Source organism: Tamlana sp. I1 (assembly GCF_015355625.1).
Taxonomy (GTDB): domain Bacteria; phylum Bacteroidota; class Bacteroidia; order Flavobacteriales; family Flavobacteriaceae; genus Pseudotamlana.
In genome coordinates this window covers 49,098-66,862 of record NZ_JACLAF010000002.1, presented here as the reverse complement: position 1 = coordinate 66,862, position 17,765 = coordinate 49,098, and the positions used below count along the sequence as shown (strand labels likewise).

Here is a 17,765-nt window from a genome sequence, read left to right as displayed (position 1 = left end):
TAAAAACTTGAAGGGTCAGTAAACACTGCGAGTATGAAAGAATAGCATTCCAGATTAAATTAACGCATTTTTAACAGAAAGTCGCAGTATACATGATATTTGTCATATAATCCGCTTTAGAATTTCCGCAACTTTGTACTGTTAATGTAAAACAGTGGTTCGTTTTTCATATAAAATGTTTGGTTAGTTTAAAACTGTTCAGCTTCTTCATAGCTTGAACAGTTTTTTTTTGGTGTGAAGTCTAGAAAAGGACCTTTCAGGTTTTTAAAACATAAGTGTTCGAAACCCGAAATTTTAATTAAAATAGATTAATTAGATTTAGTTTGTTCTAGAAAACATTAATAAAACTTGTTCCTCCCTTCTTCGTTTTGAAGGGAGGAAAATTTCGATTTCATCGAAATTGGGAGGGTTAAAAACTACAAAAAGCATAAGAGCTATCAACTACCGAATAATAGTCTTTAAAAAATCTGAAGGGTCTGTAAACACTGCGAGTATGAAAGAATAGCATTCCAAATTAAATTAACGCATTTTTAACAGAAAGCCGTAGTATACATGATATTTATCATATAATCCACCTTAGAATTTCCGCAACTTTGTACCGTTAATGTAAAACAGTGGTTCGTTTTTCATATAAAATGTTTGGTTAGTTTAATACTGTTCAGCCTCTTCATAGCTTGAACAGTTTTTTTTTGTGCTAAATCCAATAACGCTAAATTTTTAAAAAGCCAAGAACATCAAAAAAAAGAGGTTTTTAGTAGAAAAAGCCCTTGTTTTTAAAGGGAATTTAAGCCTTGTTAATTTCTTTTTTTACTTTATATAATTTTGTTACTTTTGGCTTCGTATAAAAAAAATGATAATAAAATGAAAATAATGAAATTATTAAGTCTAGTAACAATGGTTTTACTAGTTGTGTCTTGTAACAAAACCGGAGCTACAAAGAAACCTGTTAAAACGGAATTGGATTCTGTAAGCTACGCCATAGGAATGGATGTTGCCAAAAATGTAAAAGCTAGTTTTGATGAATTTGACAACGATTTATTTGTACAAGGGTTTACAAACGTTATCGATTCTACAGATATTTTAATTACTCCAGAGCAAGCGCAATTAGTAGTTAGAAATTATTTTCAAAAGAAACAGCAAGAAGAAGCTGCTAAAGCTGCTGAACTTGGTGAAAAAAATAAAGAAGAAGGTGCTAAGTTTTTAGAAGAAAACAAAACTAAAGAAGGTGTACATACTACCGATAGTGGTTTACAATACATCGTTTTAAAAGAAGGTACAGGTCCAAAACCTACACCAGCTTCTAAAGTAAAAGTACACTACCACGGAACTTTACTTGACGGAACTGTTTTCGATAGCTCTGTTGATAGAGGTGAGCCAGCTGAGTTTGGTGTAACTCAAGTTATTAAAGGATGGACAGAAGGTTTACAGTTAATGCCAGAAGGTTCAAAATACAAATTCTTTATTCCTCAAAATTTAGCTTACGGTGCAAACCCAAGACCAGGAGGAGCAATTAAACCTTACGCTACTTTAATTTTCGATGTAGAATTATTAGAAGTTAAGTAATTTAAGATTACACATTAAAATATTGTAAAAACAGGAAGTTATGCTTCCTGTTTTTTTTGTTTCTATATTTTATAACATAATTACGCCTTTCAAGTTGTAACTTTGCAGCATAAAAACAGATTATCATGAACCATAAAGCAGGTTTTGTAAATATTATAGGAAATCCTAATGTTGGAAAGTCAACATTAATGAATGCCTTTGTGGGCGAAAAATTATCCATAATCACTTCTAAAGCACAAACCACCAGACATCGTATTTTAGGTATTGTGAATGGTGACGATTTTCAAGTAGTTTTAAGTGATACGCCTGGTATTATAAAACCAGCTTACGAGTTACAGGAATCGATGATGGGCTTTGTAAAGTCTGCTTTTGAAGATGCCGATGTGCTTATTTATATGGTTGAAATTGGCGAACAAGAACTTAAAGACGAAGCCTTTTTTAATAAAATAAAAGCATCGAAAATTCCTGTTTTATTACTGTTGAATAAAATTGATAAATCCGATCAAGGGCAATTAGAAGCACAAGTACAACTTTGGACAACCAAAGTACCAAATGCCGAGATTTACCCTATTTCAGCATTAGAAGGTTTTAACGTTAAAGAAGTTTTTACTCGTATAATCGATTTGCTTCCAGACTCGCCACCATTTTATCCTAAAGACCAGTTAACAGATAAGCCTGAACGTTTTTTTATAAACGAAACCATTCGCGAAAAGATTCTGCTTCATTATAAAAAGGAAATCCCTTATGCTGTTGAAGTGGATACCGAAGAGTTTTTTGAAGAAGAAAAAATCATTAGAATCCGTTCGGTAATCATGGTAGAACGCGAAACACAAAAAGGTATTATTATAGGTCATAAAGGAACTGCTTTAAAACGTGTAGGGGTAGAGGCTAGAAAGGATTTGGAGCAATTCTTTGGAAAACAAATTCACCTAGAATTGTATGTAAAAGTGAATAAAAACTGGCGTAGTAATCAAAACCAATTGAAGCGTTTTGGTTATAATAATTAATGTTGCTAACACTTTCTTATTATTAAGGTAACACCCAAATAATATATTAAATTTATATTTGCCCAGAACACTGTTAGTAAATAGGTTTGGGTTAGTTGGTTTAAAAAAGCTTTAATTGTTACTGCAATTAAGGCTTTTCTATTTTTAAAACATCATACATAAAATCATTTAAAAGATGCATTTCTGTTATACTAGAGGCTTTTCCAATGCTTCCTGCAAAGTATAGTGCAATCCAAAGCACAACCATTAAAAGTACAACACTAAATTGTACGGCATAATCTTGATCTAAAGTCCAATTGCTATAGGCCCAAATGCCAAAGCCTAAAAAAATAACGCCCACACAAAAATGCAAAAACATAAACAAGGTCCAAACCGTAGGGTTAGGGCCAAATAAGCCGTGAATGGTACTGTTATTATCATCAATAGTGTTTATTTCTAAATGAAGCTGCGGCGACCAATAGGTTTGTTTTTCCTTTGGAAATTTTATAAATATATGGTCATCAATCAAATTTAAAATAAAATCAGATTGAGTGGTTTTAGCATTTTTAAAGTCACTTAAAAGCGCCTCCTTATATCTTGGTACTTCAATTTTAAATCGCGGTCGTAAAACAATATCGTTAGGTAAGGCCATGAAAGTTTAGTTTTGAGCTTAGTAAAGTACTATTTTTTTTCATATTGATAAATTTTATTCTTTTCATAAAAAAGATGTGGCATACAGTATATTTCCTATTTTTGCAAAAGTTTTCAGGGAACCTTAAGTAAATCGGTTTTAACCTGTTAACTTTTAAATTGAGATTATGAGTAATATAGTAGCCATTGTAGGAAGACCAAATGTTGGAAAGTCAACGTTTTTTAATAGATTGATTCAAAGACGTGAAGCCATTGTAGATGCGGTAAGTGGGGTTACAAGAGACCGTCATTACGGAAAATGTGATTGGAACGGTAAAGATTTTTCTTTAATTGATACCGGCGGATATGTGCTTGGAAGTGATGATGTTTTTGAAGCTGAAATTGATAAACAAGTTGAGTTAGCTATTGATGAAGCCGATGCGATTATCTTTATGGTCGATGTAGAATCTGGTGTAACAGGCATGGATGAAGATGTTGCAAAACTACTTAGACGTGTTAATAAACCTGTATTTTTAGTTGTAAATAAAGTTGATAATGGTAAACGTGCCGAAGATGCTGTTGAATTTTATGCGCTAGGTTTAGGCGAATATTATACCATTGCCAGTATAAACGGAAGCGGAACAGGCGAATTATTAGATGCTTTAGTTGAAGCTTTACCAGAAAAAGAAGAAGTGGTTGAAGACGAATTACCACGCTTTGCTGTAGTGGGGCGTCCAAACGCAGGGAAATCATCTTTTATAAATGCTTTAATTGGTGAAGACAGATATATTGTAACCGATATTGCTGGCACAACCAGAGACTCTATAGATACCAAATACAACCGTTTCGGATTTGAATTTAATTTGGTTGATACAGCAGGAATTAGAAGAAAATCTAAAGTAAAAGAAGATTTAGAATTTTATTCAGTTATGCGTAGTGTACGTGCTATAGAACACGCCGATGTGTGTTTATTGGTGTTGGATGCTAACCGCGGATTTGATGGTCAAGTTCAAAATATTTTCTGGCTTGCAGAACGTAACCGTAAAGGTATTGTGGTTTTAGTTAACAAATGGGATTTGGTTGAAAAAGACCATAAATCGGTTAAGGAATACGAAAAAGCCATCCGTTTACAAATGCAACCTTTTACCGATGTGCCTATCGTGTTTATTTCGGCATTAACTAAACAACGTATTTTTAAAGCTATTGAAACCGCTGTTGAAGTTTATAAAAACCGTACTAAAAAGATAAAAACATCTCAGCTTAACGAAATTATGTTACCGATAATTGAAAATTATCCACCACCAGCTTATAAAGCAAAATTCGTTAAAATAAAATACATCATGCAGTTGCCAACGCCGCAACCTCAGTTTGCATTTTTCTGTAATTTGCCACAGTATGTAAAAGATCCTTATAAGCGTTTCTTAGAAAATAAATTACGTGAAAAATTTGGTTTTAATGGGGTGCCAATTAGTGTGTACATGCGTAAAAAGTAGCATTTAATAATCATAATAAACAAAGCTGTTAATTTAAATAATTAGCAGCTTTTTTGTTATAATATTGTTGTTGTCGTAAAATAAACCGACTTAATTAGTGAGTTTTCATATTTTTTAATTTTCCTGAAAAATCAATTTATTATCAGCAATATTGGTTATTTTTAGCACTCAAAAATTTATTTATGGGTCAGATTATTACATTTGGTGAGGTACTTATGCGCTTATCACCTTTTGGAAACAAAAAGTTTATACAAGCCAATACTTTAGAGTTTTATTTTGGAGGAACCGAAGTTAATGTAGGGCTTTCAATTGCTAATTTTGGTGGCAATGTAAAGCATATTACTTGTATTTCTAACGATTTTATTGGAGATACAGCCATTTCATATTTAAATAAATTTGATTTAGACACCACCGCTATTGTGCGTTCGCCAAGACCGTTGGGCGTTTATTTCTTAGAAGTTGGTGCGGTAATGCGCCCAAGCTCGATTTCATATAATAGATCGCATTCTGCTTTTTCAAGCATTCAACCAGAAATGGTCGATTGGGAATCGGCTTTAACCGATGGCGAATGGTTTCATTGGACAGGAATTACTCCGGGACTTACACAAGGAAGTTTCGATACTTTAAAAGAAGGTTTAAAATTAGCAAAAGCTAAAGGCATGCAAGTTTCAGCAGATCCAACTTATAGAAGTGGTTTGTGGAAATATGGCGTGGATGCTAAAGATGCTTTAGTTGAATTGTTGCATTGTTCAACCATATTTATAGGTGGTATAAACGAAATGAACGAAGTTTTAGGTACCGAATACGGGTATTCAAATGAAGAGTTTATTGAAGCCAGTAAACTACTTATCGAAAAGTTTCCGTCTATAGAAAAAGTGTTTGATAAAATAAGAACTTCCATCAATTCGTCGTGGCATAAAATTAGAGCCAGAATGTGGAATGGCAGCGAGTTTAGAGAAACTCAAGATTTCGATATTACCCATATTGTAGACCGCATTGGAACCGGCGATGCTTTTGCTGCAGGTTTAATTTACGGTTTACAGCATTACGATGATTATAAGTCTATGGATTTTGCAAGTGCTGCATGCGCCTTAAAACACACCTACGAAGGGGATGTAAATTACGCAACCATCGACGAGGTAACACGCATTGTAGAAGGCAATATTTCTGGTCGATTTAATAGATAGGACAAAGTGAATTTTATCAACTAGAACTTGTTTTTCCATTCTATTGCTGAATCCAATTAAATACCGTGATGTCAGTCAGAGCTTGTCGAAGACTATTTTCGATTACTAATTTTTTGGTAATGTTTTGTAATGGCACTTCGACAAGCTCAGTGTGACAAAGTAGCTTCTATTTGTGTTTTGAATAAAGTTGAATGTTAGATATTTTATTCTATTGCTAAATCCAATTAAAAACCGAGGTGTCAGTCAGAGCCTTTCGAAGACTATTTTCGATTACTAGTTTTTAGTATTGTTTTGTAATGGCACTTCGACTGCGCTCAGTGTGACAAGGTTACTTCTATTTGTCTTTAGAATAAAGTTGAATGTTTAGAAATTCCATTCTAGTAATAAACCCAATTAAAAAACTAGATGTCAGTCAGAGCTTGTCGAAGACTATTTTCGATTACTAATTTTTTGGTAATGTTTTGTAATGCCACTTCGACAAGCTCAGTGTGACAAGGTAGCTTCTATCTGTCTTTTGAATAAAGTTGAATGTTTAGAAATTTCATTCTATTGCTAAACCCAATTAAAAACCGAGATATCAGCCTGAGCCTGTCGAAGACTATTTTCGATTACTAGTTTTTAGTATTGTTTTGTAATGGCACTTCGACAAGCTCAGTGTGACAAGACAGCTTCTATTTGTGTTTTGAATAAAGTTGAATGTTAACAATTCCGTTCGAGTAATAAACCCAATTAACTACCGAGATGTCAGTCTGAGCCTATCGAAGACTATTTTCGATTACTTGTTTTGTAGAATTGTTTTGTAATGGCACTTCGACTGCGCTCAGTGTGACAAGGTAACTTCTATTTGTATTTTGAATTAAGTTAAATGTTAACAATTCCGTTCTAGTAATACACCCAATTAAAAACCGAGATGTCAGTCAGAGCTTGTCGAAGACTATTTTCGATTACTTGTTTTGTAGAATTGTTTTGTAATGGCACTTCGACTGCGCTCAGTGTGACAAGGTTACTTCTATTTGTCTTTAGAATAAAGTTGAATGTTTAGAAATTCCATTCTAGTAATAAACCCAATTAAAAAACTAGATGTCAGTCAGAGCTTGTCGAAGACTATTTTCGATTACTAATTTTTTGGTAATGTTTTGTAATGCCACTTCGACAAGCTCAGTGTGACAAAGTAGCTTCTATTTGTGTTTTGAATAAAGTTGAATGTTAGATATTTTATTCTATTGCTAAATCCAATTAAAAACCGAGGTGTCAGTCAGAGCTTGTCGAAGACTATTTTCGATTACTTGTTTTTAGAATTGTTTTGTAATGGCACTTCGACAAGCTCAGTGTGACAAGGTTACTTCTATTTGTCTTTAGAATAAAGTTGAATGTTTAGAAATTCCGTTCTAGTAATAAACCCAATTAAAAAACTACATGTCAGTCAGAGCCTGTCGAAGATTATTTCCGATTACTAGTTTTTAGCATTGTTTTGTAATGGCACTTCGACAAGCTCAGTGTGACAAGGTTACTTCTATTTGTCTTTAGAATAAAGTTGAATGTTTAGAAATTCCATTCTAGTAATAAACCCAATTAAAAACCGTGATGTCAGTCAGAGCCTGTCGAAGACTATTTTCGATTACTAGTTTTTAGTATTGTTTTGTAATGGCACTTCGACAAGCTCAGTGTGACAAGGTAACTTCTATTTGTATTTTGAATTAAGTTAAATGTTAACAATTCCGTTCTAGTAATACACCCAATTAAAAACCGAGATGTCAGTCAGAGCTTGTCGAAGACTATTTTCGATTACTTGTTTTGTAGAATTGTTTTGTAATGGCACTTCGACTGCGCTCAGTGTGACAAGGTTACTTCTATTTGTCTTTAGAATAAAGTTGAATGTTTAGAAATTCCATTCTAGTAATAAACCCAATTAAAAAACTAGATGTCAGTCAGAGCTTGTCGAAGACTATTTTCGATTACTAATTTTTTGGTAATGTTTTGTAATGCCACTTCGACAAGCTCAGTGTGACAAAGTAGCTTCTATTTGTGTTTTGAATAAAGTTGAATGTTTAGAAATTCCATTCTAGTAATAAAACCAATTAAAAAACTAGATGTCAGTCTGAGCCTATCGAAGACTATTTTCGATTACTTGTTTTGTAGAATTGTTTTGTAATGGCATTTCGACAAGCTCAGTGTGACAAGATAACTTCTATTTGTATTTTGAATTAAGTTAAATGTTAGCAATTCCGTTCTAGTAATAAAACCAATTAAATACCGTGATGTCAGTCAGAGCCTGTTGAAGACTTTCGTCGCCTATTTATAAGTTCCATTTAGAAGGTTTTTTTACTATAAAAACATAATTGGTACTACCAACCTCCAGAAGCACCACCGCCTCCAAAGCCACCACCACCGAAGCCGCCTCCAAAGCCTCCGCCACCGCCGAAACCTCCACCGGAGCCCCAGCCGCTTCCGCCTCTATAGCTACCGCGTCCCATGTTGCTTAAAATAATGGCATCCCAAATATCGAGGCCTCCAGATTTATTGCCGCCGTTTTTTCCACCGCCACCGCGTTTATTTCTAAAAAAAGATAAAATAAATACGATAAAAATAAATAAGAAGATGTATTTCGATAAGTCTGGCGGACCATCGGTATTCTTTTTTCTAGTGCCTTTATATTCGCCTTGCATGACTTCAAAAATGGCATCGGCACCACGGTTAAGACCTCCTGCATAGTCGTCTTTTCTAAAGAAAGGAATAATGTCGCCCTCAATAATACGTTTCGATAAGGCATCGGTTAAAAGATGCTCAACACCTTGGCCTGTGTTTATGGCAATTTTCCTGTCGTCTCTAGCGAGTAAAATTAATATCCCGTTATCTTCCTTTGCTTGACCAATACCCCAAGCTTCGCCCCATTGTGCGCCAAGAAAGTTGATGTTTTCACCTTCGGTAGAACTAATTATAGCGACAACGATTTGTGTTGAAGTGGTATCGGAATACTTTATTAATTTTTGTTCTAAAGCCGTTTTTTGTGAACTTGAAAGCAAGTTAATATAATCGTAAACACTGGTTTGAAATTTTGGTTTTGCAGGAATTTCAAATTGCCCAAAAGCCAAACTGCATGAGAAAATAGATATTAAAAATAAAAGACTCAGGCTTTTAGAATTTGAAAAGAAGGCAGTTTGTATTTTAGATTTTTGCATAATTAAAACTAGCCTTTAGAAATTTCGTTTGTAAGTTCGTTTATGTCATCATCGGTATAAGGGAAATACTGCTTTAAGCGTTCTCCAGATCGCATGATGCCTTCAACAAGGCCTTGTTTAAAATCGCCTTTTTTAAAGTGTGTTACCATGAGGTCTTTGGTACAATCCCAAAAATCATCTTCAACCACATTATTAATGCCCTCATCGCCGTAAATAACAAATGATTTATCGGCAACAGCCACATATATTAAAACCGCGTTTTGAAGCTTTGTATTGAACATTTTGAGTTCATGAAAGACTTCTAACGCACGATTTGTAGCATCGCCGTTAGAAGTTTTTTCTATATGTACACGTATTTCACCAGAAGTGTTTAATTCTGCCACATGTATGGCATCAACAATGTCTTGCTCTTCTTCTTGGGTTAAAAAAGCTTCAATTTTAGACATATTAAAACTCTACTTTAGGTGCGTTTTCACTGCCAGGAGCGCTTTTAAAACGTGCCATTTCTTCAAAACCGAATAAACCGGCTAATAATTTAGCAGGGAATTTCTTAATGAATTTATCGTAAATATTAACCGATTCATTATAACGGTCTCTAGTTACATTAATTCTGTTTTCTGTACCTTCAAGCTGCGATTGTAATTCTAAAAAACTTTTATCAGCCTTTAAATCAGGATAACGCTCTACAGTTACTAATAATTTAGAAAGTGCACCACTTAAACCATCTTGGGCTTGTTGAAACTGCGCCATTTTTTCTGGCGTTAAATTAGTAGGGTCAATGGTCGTTTTTGTAGCTTCTGCACGGGCTTTTACTACACCTTCTAGAGTTGCTTGTTCGTGCGAAGCATAGCCTTTAACCGTTGCTACAAGATTTGGAATTAAATCGGCGCGACGTTGGTATGCGCTTTCAACATTAGACCATGCCGTTTTTGCATTGGCTTGATATTCTACTGCAGTGTTGTTAAAATTTTTAGCCCAAGAGTAAATTCCGAATACAACAAGAGCAACAATAATCCATGGTAAAAACTTTTTCATAATGTTTAATTTTTAAAGGTGTTGTTTTATTTTAATAAGTTGATTTTTAATAGATTCAAGTTTGTTTATAATTTCAAAAGTATTTAGGGCTTGCTTTTTTTCTTCTTTTAAATGCGTTTTAGCACCTTCAAGCGTAAAGCCTCGTTCCTTTACTAAATGATAAATAAACTTTAGGTTCTTGATGTCTTCGGGGGTGAATTTCCTATTGCCTTTGGCGTTTTTTTTGGGTTTAAGCACATCGAATTCCTTTTCCCAAAATCGTATTAAAGAGGTGTTCACATCAAAAGCTTTGGCCACTTCGCCAATGCCATAATACCGTTTTTCGGGGAGTTCTATATGCATTAATCTAAAGATTGATTTTCTAGTGAAGCATGCTCCAATAGTTTATTAAATTCTTCAGCAGTTAAACTGCCGTAATAGAAGTTAATAGGGTTAATGCGTTCTTCATCTTTAAAAATTTCGTAATGTAAATGCGGGGCTTGCGAGCGTCCTGTACTGCCTACAAAACCTATTAAATCGCCACGCTTTACTTTCTGATTTTTTTTAACATTATATTTATACAAATGCGCGTATAAACTAATATAACCGTAACCATGATCTATTCTAATGTGGTTCCCATAACCAGTAGATCGCGAATCGGCACGTGTAACAATACCATCGCCAGTAGCGTAAACCGGTGTACCTCGTGGAGCCGTAAAATCCATACCACGGTGCATTTTTCTAACCTTTGTAAACGGGTCCGAGCGCATACCGTAACCCGAAGCCATGCGTGTTAAGTCTTTATTACTTACGGGTTGAATGGCAGGAATAGCAGCGAGTAGTTTTTCTTTGTCTTCAGCAAGTTTGGTAATTTCATCAAGCGATTTTGATTGCACTACAATTTGCTTCTGTAAAATATCGAGGCGTTTATTACTTTCAATAATCAATTTAGAATTGTCAAAACCTTCTAAGTTTTTGTAACGGTTTATACCACCAAATCCTGCGCGACGTTGCTCCTCTGGAATGGGGTTGGCTTCAAAATAAACACGGTAAATATTGTTGTCACGATCGGCAACATTTGCCAAAACAGTTTCGGCATGTTCCATCTTTTTATTTAGCAGTTCAAACTGAAGCTGCACGTTGTGTAGTTCCCTTTTTAAGGCACGTTCTTTGGGCGATTCAATGTACTGGCTCGCAATAAAAACGAATATAAAAGAAAAGAAAGCGGTTCCTAGAATAAAGAAAAAAGCGTATTTAAATGTCGTACGTTTTTTGCGTTCTATTTTACGATAGGACAGCGTATCAGGATCGTAATAATATTTTACCTTACTCATTTCTTAAATTATGCTATTTTTGCAGCGGATTTAAGATGAAATTAACTTCAATCCGACAGTAATCAAACAAACGTACAAAAAAATTATTATACTATTTTGTAATAATAATGGCTTTGAAGGTTAATGCTGAACCAAATTTAAAATAAATTTGCAGCATAAATATAAAAATTGTTTCGCATTAAAGCTAATCAATACGAAACGAGGTATTTAAAAACAAGACATGAAATCACAAGACGTTCGCGCTAAATTTTTAAGTTTTTTCGAAGAAAAGAAACACAGTATTGTGCCATCTGCACCAATGGTTTTAAAAGACGACCCAACTTTAATGTTCGTTAATTCGGGAATGGCGCCTTTTAAAGAGTACTTTTTAGGCAATGCGCAACCTAAAAATAGTAGATTAACAGATTCTCAAAAGTGTTTACGCGTTTCTGGAAAACATAATGATTTGGAAGAAGTAGGTTATGATACTTACCACCATACCTTGTTTGAAATGCTTGGAAACTGGAGTTTTGGCGATTATTTTAAAGAAGAATCTATTGCCTGGGCTTGGGAATTGCTAACCGAAGTTTTTGGCATCGATAAAGACATTCTATATGTTACTGTTTTTGAAGGCGACAAAGAAGATAATTTAACGTTAGATACCGAAGCTTACGATATTTGGAAAAAGTACATTTCTGAAGACCGCATTTTAACTGGCGATAAAAAAGATAATTTCTGGGAAATGGGCGATCAAGGACCTTGCGGACCTTGTAGTGAAATTCATGTGGACATCCGTTCTGCTGAAGAAAAAGCTAAAATTTCAGGAAAGGATTTAGTGAATAAAGACCATCCCCAAGTTGTTGAGATTTGGAACTTGGTTTTCATGCAGTACAACCGAAAAGCCAATGGTTCATTAGAAACCTTACCAAACAAACATATCGATACTGGTATGGGCTTCGAGCGTTTATGTATGGTTTTACAAGGCGTGCAATCAAATTACGACACCGATGTTTTTACTCCAATTATTAAAGAAATTGAAGTCATCACCGATAAAAAATATGGTAAAGACGAAAAAGTAGATATCGCCATTCGTGTCATTGCCGATCACGTTCGTGCAGTAGCTTTTTCAATTGCCGATGGCCAGTTACCTAGCAATACAGGTGCCGGTTACGTAATTCGTAGAATTCTACGACGTGCGGTACGTTACGGTTTTACCTTCTTAGATAAAAAAGAACCGTTTATTTACCGTTTGGTTGATATTTTAAACAAACGAATGGGCGAAGCGTTCCCAGAATTAAAAGCACAAAAACAATTGGTTGAAAATGTAATTAAAGAAGAAGAACAGTCTTTTTTAAGAACTTTAGATCAAGGTTTGGTGTTGTTAAATCGCATTGTTGAAGAAACTAGTGGCGATACTGTTTCTGGAGCAAAAGCTTTCGAGTTATACGATACATACGGATTTCCAATAGATTTAACAGCTTTAATTCTTTCTGAAAAAGGATTGAAATTAGATGAAAAAGGCTTTGATGAAGAACTTCAAAAGCAAAAAACACGTTCGCGTGCTGCTAGCGAAATGTCTACTGAAGACTGGACGATTTTAGTCGATGATGCCGAAGAAGAATTTATAGGTTACGATGCCTTAGAGGCCAATGTAAAACTAACGCGATACAGAAAAGTAACCTCTAAAAAAGATGGCGATATGTATCAGTTGGTGTTTAATTTAACACCGTTTTATCCTGAAGGTGGCGGACAAGTAGGCGATAAGGGCTATTTGGAAGATATTCACGGTGATGTGGTTTATATTTTAAACACTAAAAAGGAAAACAATGTGATTATTCACTTTGCTAAAAATTTACCGAAGCATTTAAACGAATCGTTTAAAGTGGTTGTTGATGAAAAGCAACGTCATAGAACCGAGTGTAATCACACGGCAACACACTTATTACACCAAGCTTTACGCTCAATTTTAGGAACACACGTCGAGCAAAAAGGATCGGCAGTACATTCTAAATATTTACGTTTCGATTTTTCACACTTCGCAAAATTAACCGACGAGGAATTACGTGATATCGAACATTTTGTAAATGCAAGAATTAATGGTAAAATTCCTTTAGTTGAAAAAAGAAATATTCCTAAAGATGAAGCCATTGCAGCTGGTGCCATGAGTTTATTTGGCGAGAAATATGGCGATACGGTGCGTTCCATTCAGTTTGGGCAATCTATAGAGCTTTGTGGTGGAACTCACGTTAAGAACACGGCCGATATTTGGCACTTTAAAATTGTTTCTGAAGGTGCTGTGGCTGCAGGAATTCGCCGTATTGAAGGGATTACCAACGATGCGGTAAAAGATTTTTATGCTGAAAATAACCGTTCGTATTTTGAAATGAAAGGTTTGCTTAACAATGCTGCAGAACCTGTAAAAGCACTTCAAAATTTACAAGAAGAAAACAACAGCCTTAAAAAGCAAATTGAAGCCTTGTTAAAGGATAAGGCTAAAAATATAAAAGGTGAACTTAAAAGCGAACTCACCGAAATTAACGGCATTCAGTTTTTAGCTAAGAAATTAGATTTAGATGCTGGCGGATTAAAAGATGTGGCTTTCGAGTTAGGGGGGCAGTTTGAAAACTTATTCCTATTATTTGCAACAGAAAATGAAGGGAAAGCCTTATTATCATGCTATATTTCTAAAGAATTGGTGGCGAGTAAAGGCTTGAACGCCGGACAAGTAGTTCGCGAATTGGGTAAATTTATCCAAGGCGGCGGCGGCGGACAACCATTTTTCGCAACAGCAGGTGGTAAAAACCCAGCGGGTATTGATGAAGCTTTAGCTGAAGCTAAGAAGTATGTGGGGTAAAAAAGAGTTTCAAAGTTGTAAAGTTTCAAAGTGGCAAAGTAACAAAGTAACAAAGTGACAAAGTTTCAAAGTGGCATAGTAGCTCAGAAACTCTGAAGCTTTGTAACTCTGAAACTTAGTAACTCAGTAGCTTTGCAACTCTGAAGCTTTGTAACTCTGAAGCTCTGAAACTCTGCAACTTTGAATCTCAGCAACTCAGAAACTAAAAAAAATGAACCTTCAAACGAAAATACCTCTAGAAAAACGGTCTGATGCGACATTAGACTACCATTCTAAGTTACTTTTGTTTGGCTCTTGTTTTTCAGAAAATATAGGTGATAAACTAGCGTATTTTAAGTTTCAAAACCATCAAAATCCTTTCGGAATTTTATTTCATCCATTGGCAATTAAAACTCTAATTGCTAAGGCGATTTCTAATAAAACGTATTCTGAAAGTGATGTTTTTTTTCAAAATGAACAGTGGCATTGCTTTGATGCGCATTCAAAATTAAGCGATGTTTCTAAAGAAAATTTAATTAAAACACTGAATGAAACGCTTGTAGCTACACACGAGCAGTTAAAAAATGCGACACATATTATTATAACTTTTGGCACCGCTTGGGTGTATCGTTTTTTAGAAACTCAAAATGTGGTTGCTAATTGCCACAAAATTCCGCAGAAACAATTTAAAAAGACATTATTATCGGTAGAAGAAGTTTACAATGTGTTGGAAGTAACGGTTGAGTTGATTAAAAGCGTAAACCCTGAATGCAACATAATTTTTACGGTATCTCCTGTGCGTCATTTAAAAGATGGGTTTGTTGAAAACACACAAAGCAAAGCCCATTTAGTGGCAGCAATCCACCAATTGCTAAAACTGAATTCAAATAAGTTATTTTATTTTCCTTCATATGAATTAATGATGGACGAGCTGCGAGATTACCGTTTTTATAATGAAGATATGGTACATCCCAACCCGCTTGCCATTCAATACATTTGGGAGCGCTTTAAAAAAGTCTGGATTTCCGATTCAGCTTTAAAAACTATGGATACTGTAGAGGGGATTCAAAAAGCACTTCAGCACAAACCTTTTAATGCAAATTCTAAGGCACATGAACAATTTCTTAAGCAATTGGAAATAAAAAAAGAAGCGCTTCAAAAAGAATATTCGCATATAGTATTTTAGTTTTCTACTATTTTAAATCATCAAATTTTCATTAAAAACTTGGCTTTAAAAATTACGCTTGGTCGAAAAAATAAATGGTGTTACATAAAATAGTTGTAACTTAACCATCGCTATTAATCAGTTTATATTAAAAAGCATCATGTGTCAATTTAAAAGGGTGACGATTGGTGCTTTTTTTTTTATGGTTAATTTTTCAAAAGTTCTTGATACCAATGGCATAAGTTATTAAACGGGATAAGATTTAACATGCCATAAGCTTAGTTTAACCATTCGGTAATATACTTTTTTTAGAAAGCATGTATTTTTGACCTGTTTTGTTAGTAAACATGATAACACGGGTAGACTTCTTATACCAATTATGTTTTAAAATGAGTTTTAAATAAATTGAGAAGAAAACGATTTATAAGACCTATTTTAAAATATAAGAGGTATAATGTCGAAGGAACCTGTGTTTTTTTGTTTTAAAAAACGTACTAAAGCATGCATTTTTTTTCTAAATTAGTCTATGCGAAAAATTCTACTTGGTATACTGCTTACTATAGCCGTTCTGTATATCTTCAAAAATTGTGAAGCTAAAAAGGATGATAAAATCGTGCTTCAGGAAAATTCAGCACTTATACAAAAGCAAATTAATAACGTCGGGAAACTCATTGTAACCGAGGGACACTTTAGTCAAGTTTTCAACTATAAAAATTCAAAAGAAATTTTAAGTACCTTTTTGTCTTTTGATAAAAAAGCGCTTGTGGTGGTTAATGCGGATGTAACTGTTGCTTATGATTTAAGTAAAATTGAATTCGAAATTGATGAAGCCTCCAAAACACTTACTATTTTAAGCATTCCAAAAGAAGAAATTACCATCAATCCAGATTTTGAATATTATGATGTGCAAGCCGATTTTTTAAATCCGTTTGAAGCCAAAGATTACAATGCTATTAAAAACACGGTAAATGCGGCTTTGAAGAAGAAAATAGATAAATCGGAATTAAAAACTAATGCAAAAAACAGACTGATTAGCGAGCTTTCAAAATTTTATATTTTAACCAATTCTTTAGGTTGGACTTTGCAATACAACGGTGAGCCTATAAATCAAACCGATGATTTTCAGGGTTTAAAACTCTAGTTTCTTATATAAACGCATCCAACCACCGCCGTTAATAACTTCAATTCCATTAGATTTTAATAGGGCTGCAGCACTAGCCGATCGCATACCACTAGCACAACATGTAATAACGGGTTTGTTAAGTTCTTTAATTGCTGAAATTTGTGAATTTAAGGTTTGTAAAGGTATGTTTTTAGAACCAGGAATGGCACTTTGGCTATATTCAGAAGGTGTTCTAACATCTATAATAACAGCATTTCTAGATTGAAAATCTTTAATCTTATTGTTTTTGTTTCCGAAAAGTCTGTTTAATAATCCCATAATGTCATTTGTTTTAGCAAATATCTGTCGGTTTAATTAAAACCAACGTAACAAGTGTTACTAATTTTTTTGTGTATATTCATCCCTTATAATTTAGGATTACATGGAAGCATACGTCAGCTTAAATATAGAAAATAAAGTTGGTTACATCGAGTTTTTTCATCCGCAAAGAAACGCTATGCCTAGTGGGGTTTTAAGGGATTTAGAAAAAACCATTGTTGAAGCAGGAACGCATCCTGATATAAACGTTATTGTTTTAAAAAGTGGTGGCGATCGTACTTTTTGTGCAGGCGCCAGTTTTGATGAGTTAATTAATATTGAAGATGGCGAAACCGGAAAACAATTTTTTTCAGGCTTTGCGAATGTCATTGACGCCATGCGTAAATGCCCAAAATTAATCATAGGGCGTGTGCAAGGAAAAGCTGTTGGTGGCGGTGTAGGTTTAGCTGCAGCAACCGATTATTGTTTAGCAACCCAATATGCTTCAATAAAATTAAGCGAATTAAGTATTGGTATTGGTCCTTTTGTGATTGAACCTGCCGTTTCTAGAAAAATAGGGAAAACAGCCATGTCTCAAATGACAATTAATGCCGAACAATTTTATACAGCTGAATTTGCCAAAAATCAAGGCTTATACGCTGAGGTTTTTGATACAGTTGATGAATTAGACGCAGCAGTTTTTGAGCTTGCTGAAAAATTAAGTAACTATAACCCAGAAGCCTTAAAAGAAATGAAAACTGTTTTTTGGAAAGGCACCGAAGATTGGGATACGCTACTAGCAGAACGGGCAGAAATAAGCGGTAGGTTAGTGTTAAGTAGCTTTACAAAAGAAACTTTGAAGCGTTTTAAATGATTGTAATTTAAGATTTACATAAACCAAGTTCAAATTAGTCATGAATTCAACAGCATGTAGTGCCTGGTTATTTTAAACGATAGATTGTTTCATTTTTTTCTCCTATTT

The 17,765-nt window shown here is 34.4% G+C and carries 15 protein-coding genes; 8 read left to right on the top strand and 7 right to left on the bottom strand.

Annotated elements, in window-relative coordinates; genetic code table 11:
• Positions 1-870 precede the first annotated feature (870 nt).
• Positions 871-1,563 (top strand): FKBP-type peptidyl-prolyl cis-trans isomerase, encoded by a 693-nt coding sequence (locus H6X70_RS01760; protein WP_317171436.1) that lies wholly within the window; start codon positions 871-873, stop codon positions 1,561-1,563.
• Positions 1,564-1,688: 125 nt separating this feature from the next.
• Complete coding sequence (gene era, locus H6X70_RS01755) at positions 1,689-2,570, top strand: GTPase Era (RefSeq protein WP_194765963.1); 882 nt, start codon at positions 1,689-1,691, stop codon at positions 2,568-2,570.
• Positions 2,571-2,697: 127 nt separating this feature from the next.
• On the opposite strand, the gene H6X70_RS01750 is transcribed toward era, so the two are convergent.
• Complete coding sequence (locus H6X70_RS01750) at positions 2,698-3,201, bottom strand: GTP-binding protein (RefSeq protein ID WP_194765962.1); 504 nt, start codon at positions 3,199-3,201, stop codon at positions 2,698-2,700.
• A gap of 166 nt (positions 3,202-3,367) precedes the next feature.
• Between H6X70_RS01750 and der the strand changes: the two genes are divergently transcribed.
• Entirely contained in the window at positions 3,368-4,672 is a 1,305-nt protein-coding gene (gene der / locus H6X70_RS01745) for a ribosome biogenesis GTPase Der (protein WP_194765961.1), read from the top strand.
• A gap of 182 nt (positions 4,673-4,854) precedes the next feature.
• Positions 4,855-5,859 (top strand): sugar kinase, encoded by a 1,005-nt coding sequence (locus H6X70_RS01740; protein ID WP_194765960.1) that lies wholly within the window; start codon positions 4,855-4,857, stop codon positions 5,857-5,859.
• Between the two features lie 2,345 nt (positions 5,860-8,204).
• On the opposite strand, the gene H6X70_RS01735 is transcribed toward H6X70_RS01740, so the two are convergent.
• Genes H6X70_RS01735 through H6X70_RS01715 form a run of 5 tightly spaced genes read right to left on the bottom strand, consistent with a single transcriptional unit; the run spans position 8,205 to position 11,386 of the window.
• Positions 8,205-9,038: a TPM domain-containing protein gene (locus H6X70_RS01735; RefSeq protein WP_194765959.1), complete on the bottom strand. Its 834-nt coding sequence runs from the start codon at positions 9,036-9,038 to the stop codon at positions 8,205-8,207.
• A gap of 8 nt (positions 9,039-9,046) precedes the next feature.
• Entirely contained in the window at positions 9,047-9,484 is a 438-nt protein-coding gene (locus tag H6X70_RS01730; protein WP_194765958.1) for a TPM domain-containing protein, read from the bottom strand.
• Between the two features lies 1 nt (position 9,485).
• Positions 9,486-10,073 (bottom strand): LemA family protein, encoded by a 588-nt coding sequence (locus tag H6X70_RS01725; RefSeq protein ID WP_194765957.1) that lies wholly within the window; start codon positions 10,071-10,073, stop codon positions 9,486-9,488.
• A gap of 12 nt (positions 10,074-10,085) precedes the next feature.
• Complete coding sequence (locus H6X70_RS01720) at positions 10,086-10,415, bottom strand: MerR family transcriptional regulator (protein WP_194765956.1); 330 nt, start codon at positions 10,413-10,415, stop codon at positions 10,086-10,088.
• The gene (locus tag H6X70_RS01715; RefSeq protein WP_194765955.1) at positions 10,415-11,386 is read right to left on the bottom strand and encodes a M23 family metallopeptidase; all 972 of its coding nucleotides are present in this window, start codon (positions 11,384-11,386) and stop codon (positions 10,415-10,417) included. Before H6X70_RS01715 ends, H6X70_RS01720 begins: the two co-directional genes overlap by 1 nt.
• A gap of 220 nt (positions 11,387-11,606) precedes the next feature.
• Between H6X70_RS01715 and alaS the strand changes: the two genes are divergently transcribed.
• The 3 genes from alaS (at position 11,607) to H6X70_RS01700 (ending at position 16,504) form a co-directional block, all read left to right on the top strand.
• On the top strand, positions 11,607-14,219 hold the full coding sequence (gene alaS / locus H6X70_RS01710) for an alanine--tRNA ligase (protein WP_194765954.1): 2,613 nt from the start codon (positions 11,607-11,609) through the stop codon (positions 14,217-14,219).
• Between the two features lie 211 nt (positions 14,220-14,430).
• The gene (locus tag H6X70_RS01705; RefSeq protein WP_194765953.1) at positions 14,431-15,384 is read left to right on the top strand and encodes a GSCFA domain-containing protein; all 954 of its coding nucleotides are present in this window, start codon (positions 14,431-14,433) and stop codon (positions 15,382-15,384) included.
• A gap of 505 nt (positions 15,385-15,889) precedes the next feature.
• Entirely contained in the window at positions 15,890-16,504 is a 615-nt protein-coding gene (locus tag H6X70_RS01700) for a DUF4230 domain-containing protein (RefSeq protein WP_194765952.1), read from the top strand.
• Here H6X70_RS01700 and H6X70_RS01695 read toward each other — a convergent pair.
• Positions 16,493-16,804, bottom strand: a complete 312-nt coding sequence (locus H6X70_RS01695) for a rhodanese-like domain-containing protein (RefSeq protein WP_194765951.1) — start codon at positions 16,802-16,804, stop codon at positions 16,493-16,495. The genes H6X70_RS01700 and H6X70_RS01695 overlap by 12 nt on opposite strands.
• Before the next feature lie 103 nt (positions 16,805-16,907).
• Between H6X70_RS01695 and H6X70_RS01690 the strand changes: the two genes are divergently transcribed.
• Positions 16,908-17,657: an enoyl-CoA hydratase/isomerase family protein gene (locus H6X70_RS01690; RefSeq protein WP_194765950.1), complete on the top strand. Its 750-nt coding sequence runs from the start codon at positions 16,908-16,910 to the stop codon at positions 17,655-17,657.
• The last annotated feature ends 108 nt before the right edge of the window (positions 17,658-17,765 follow it).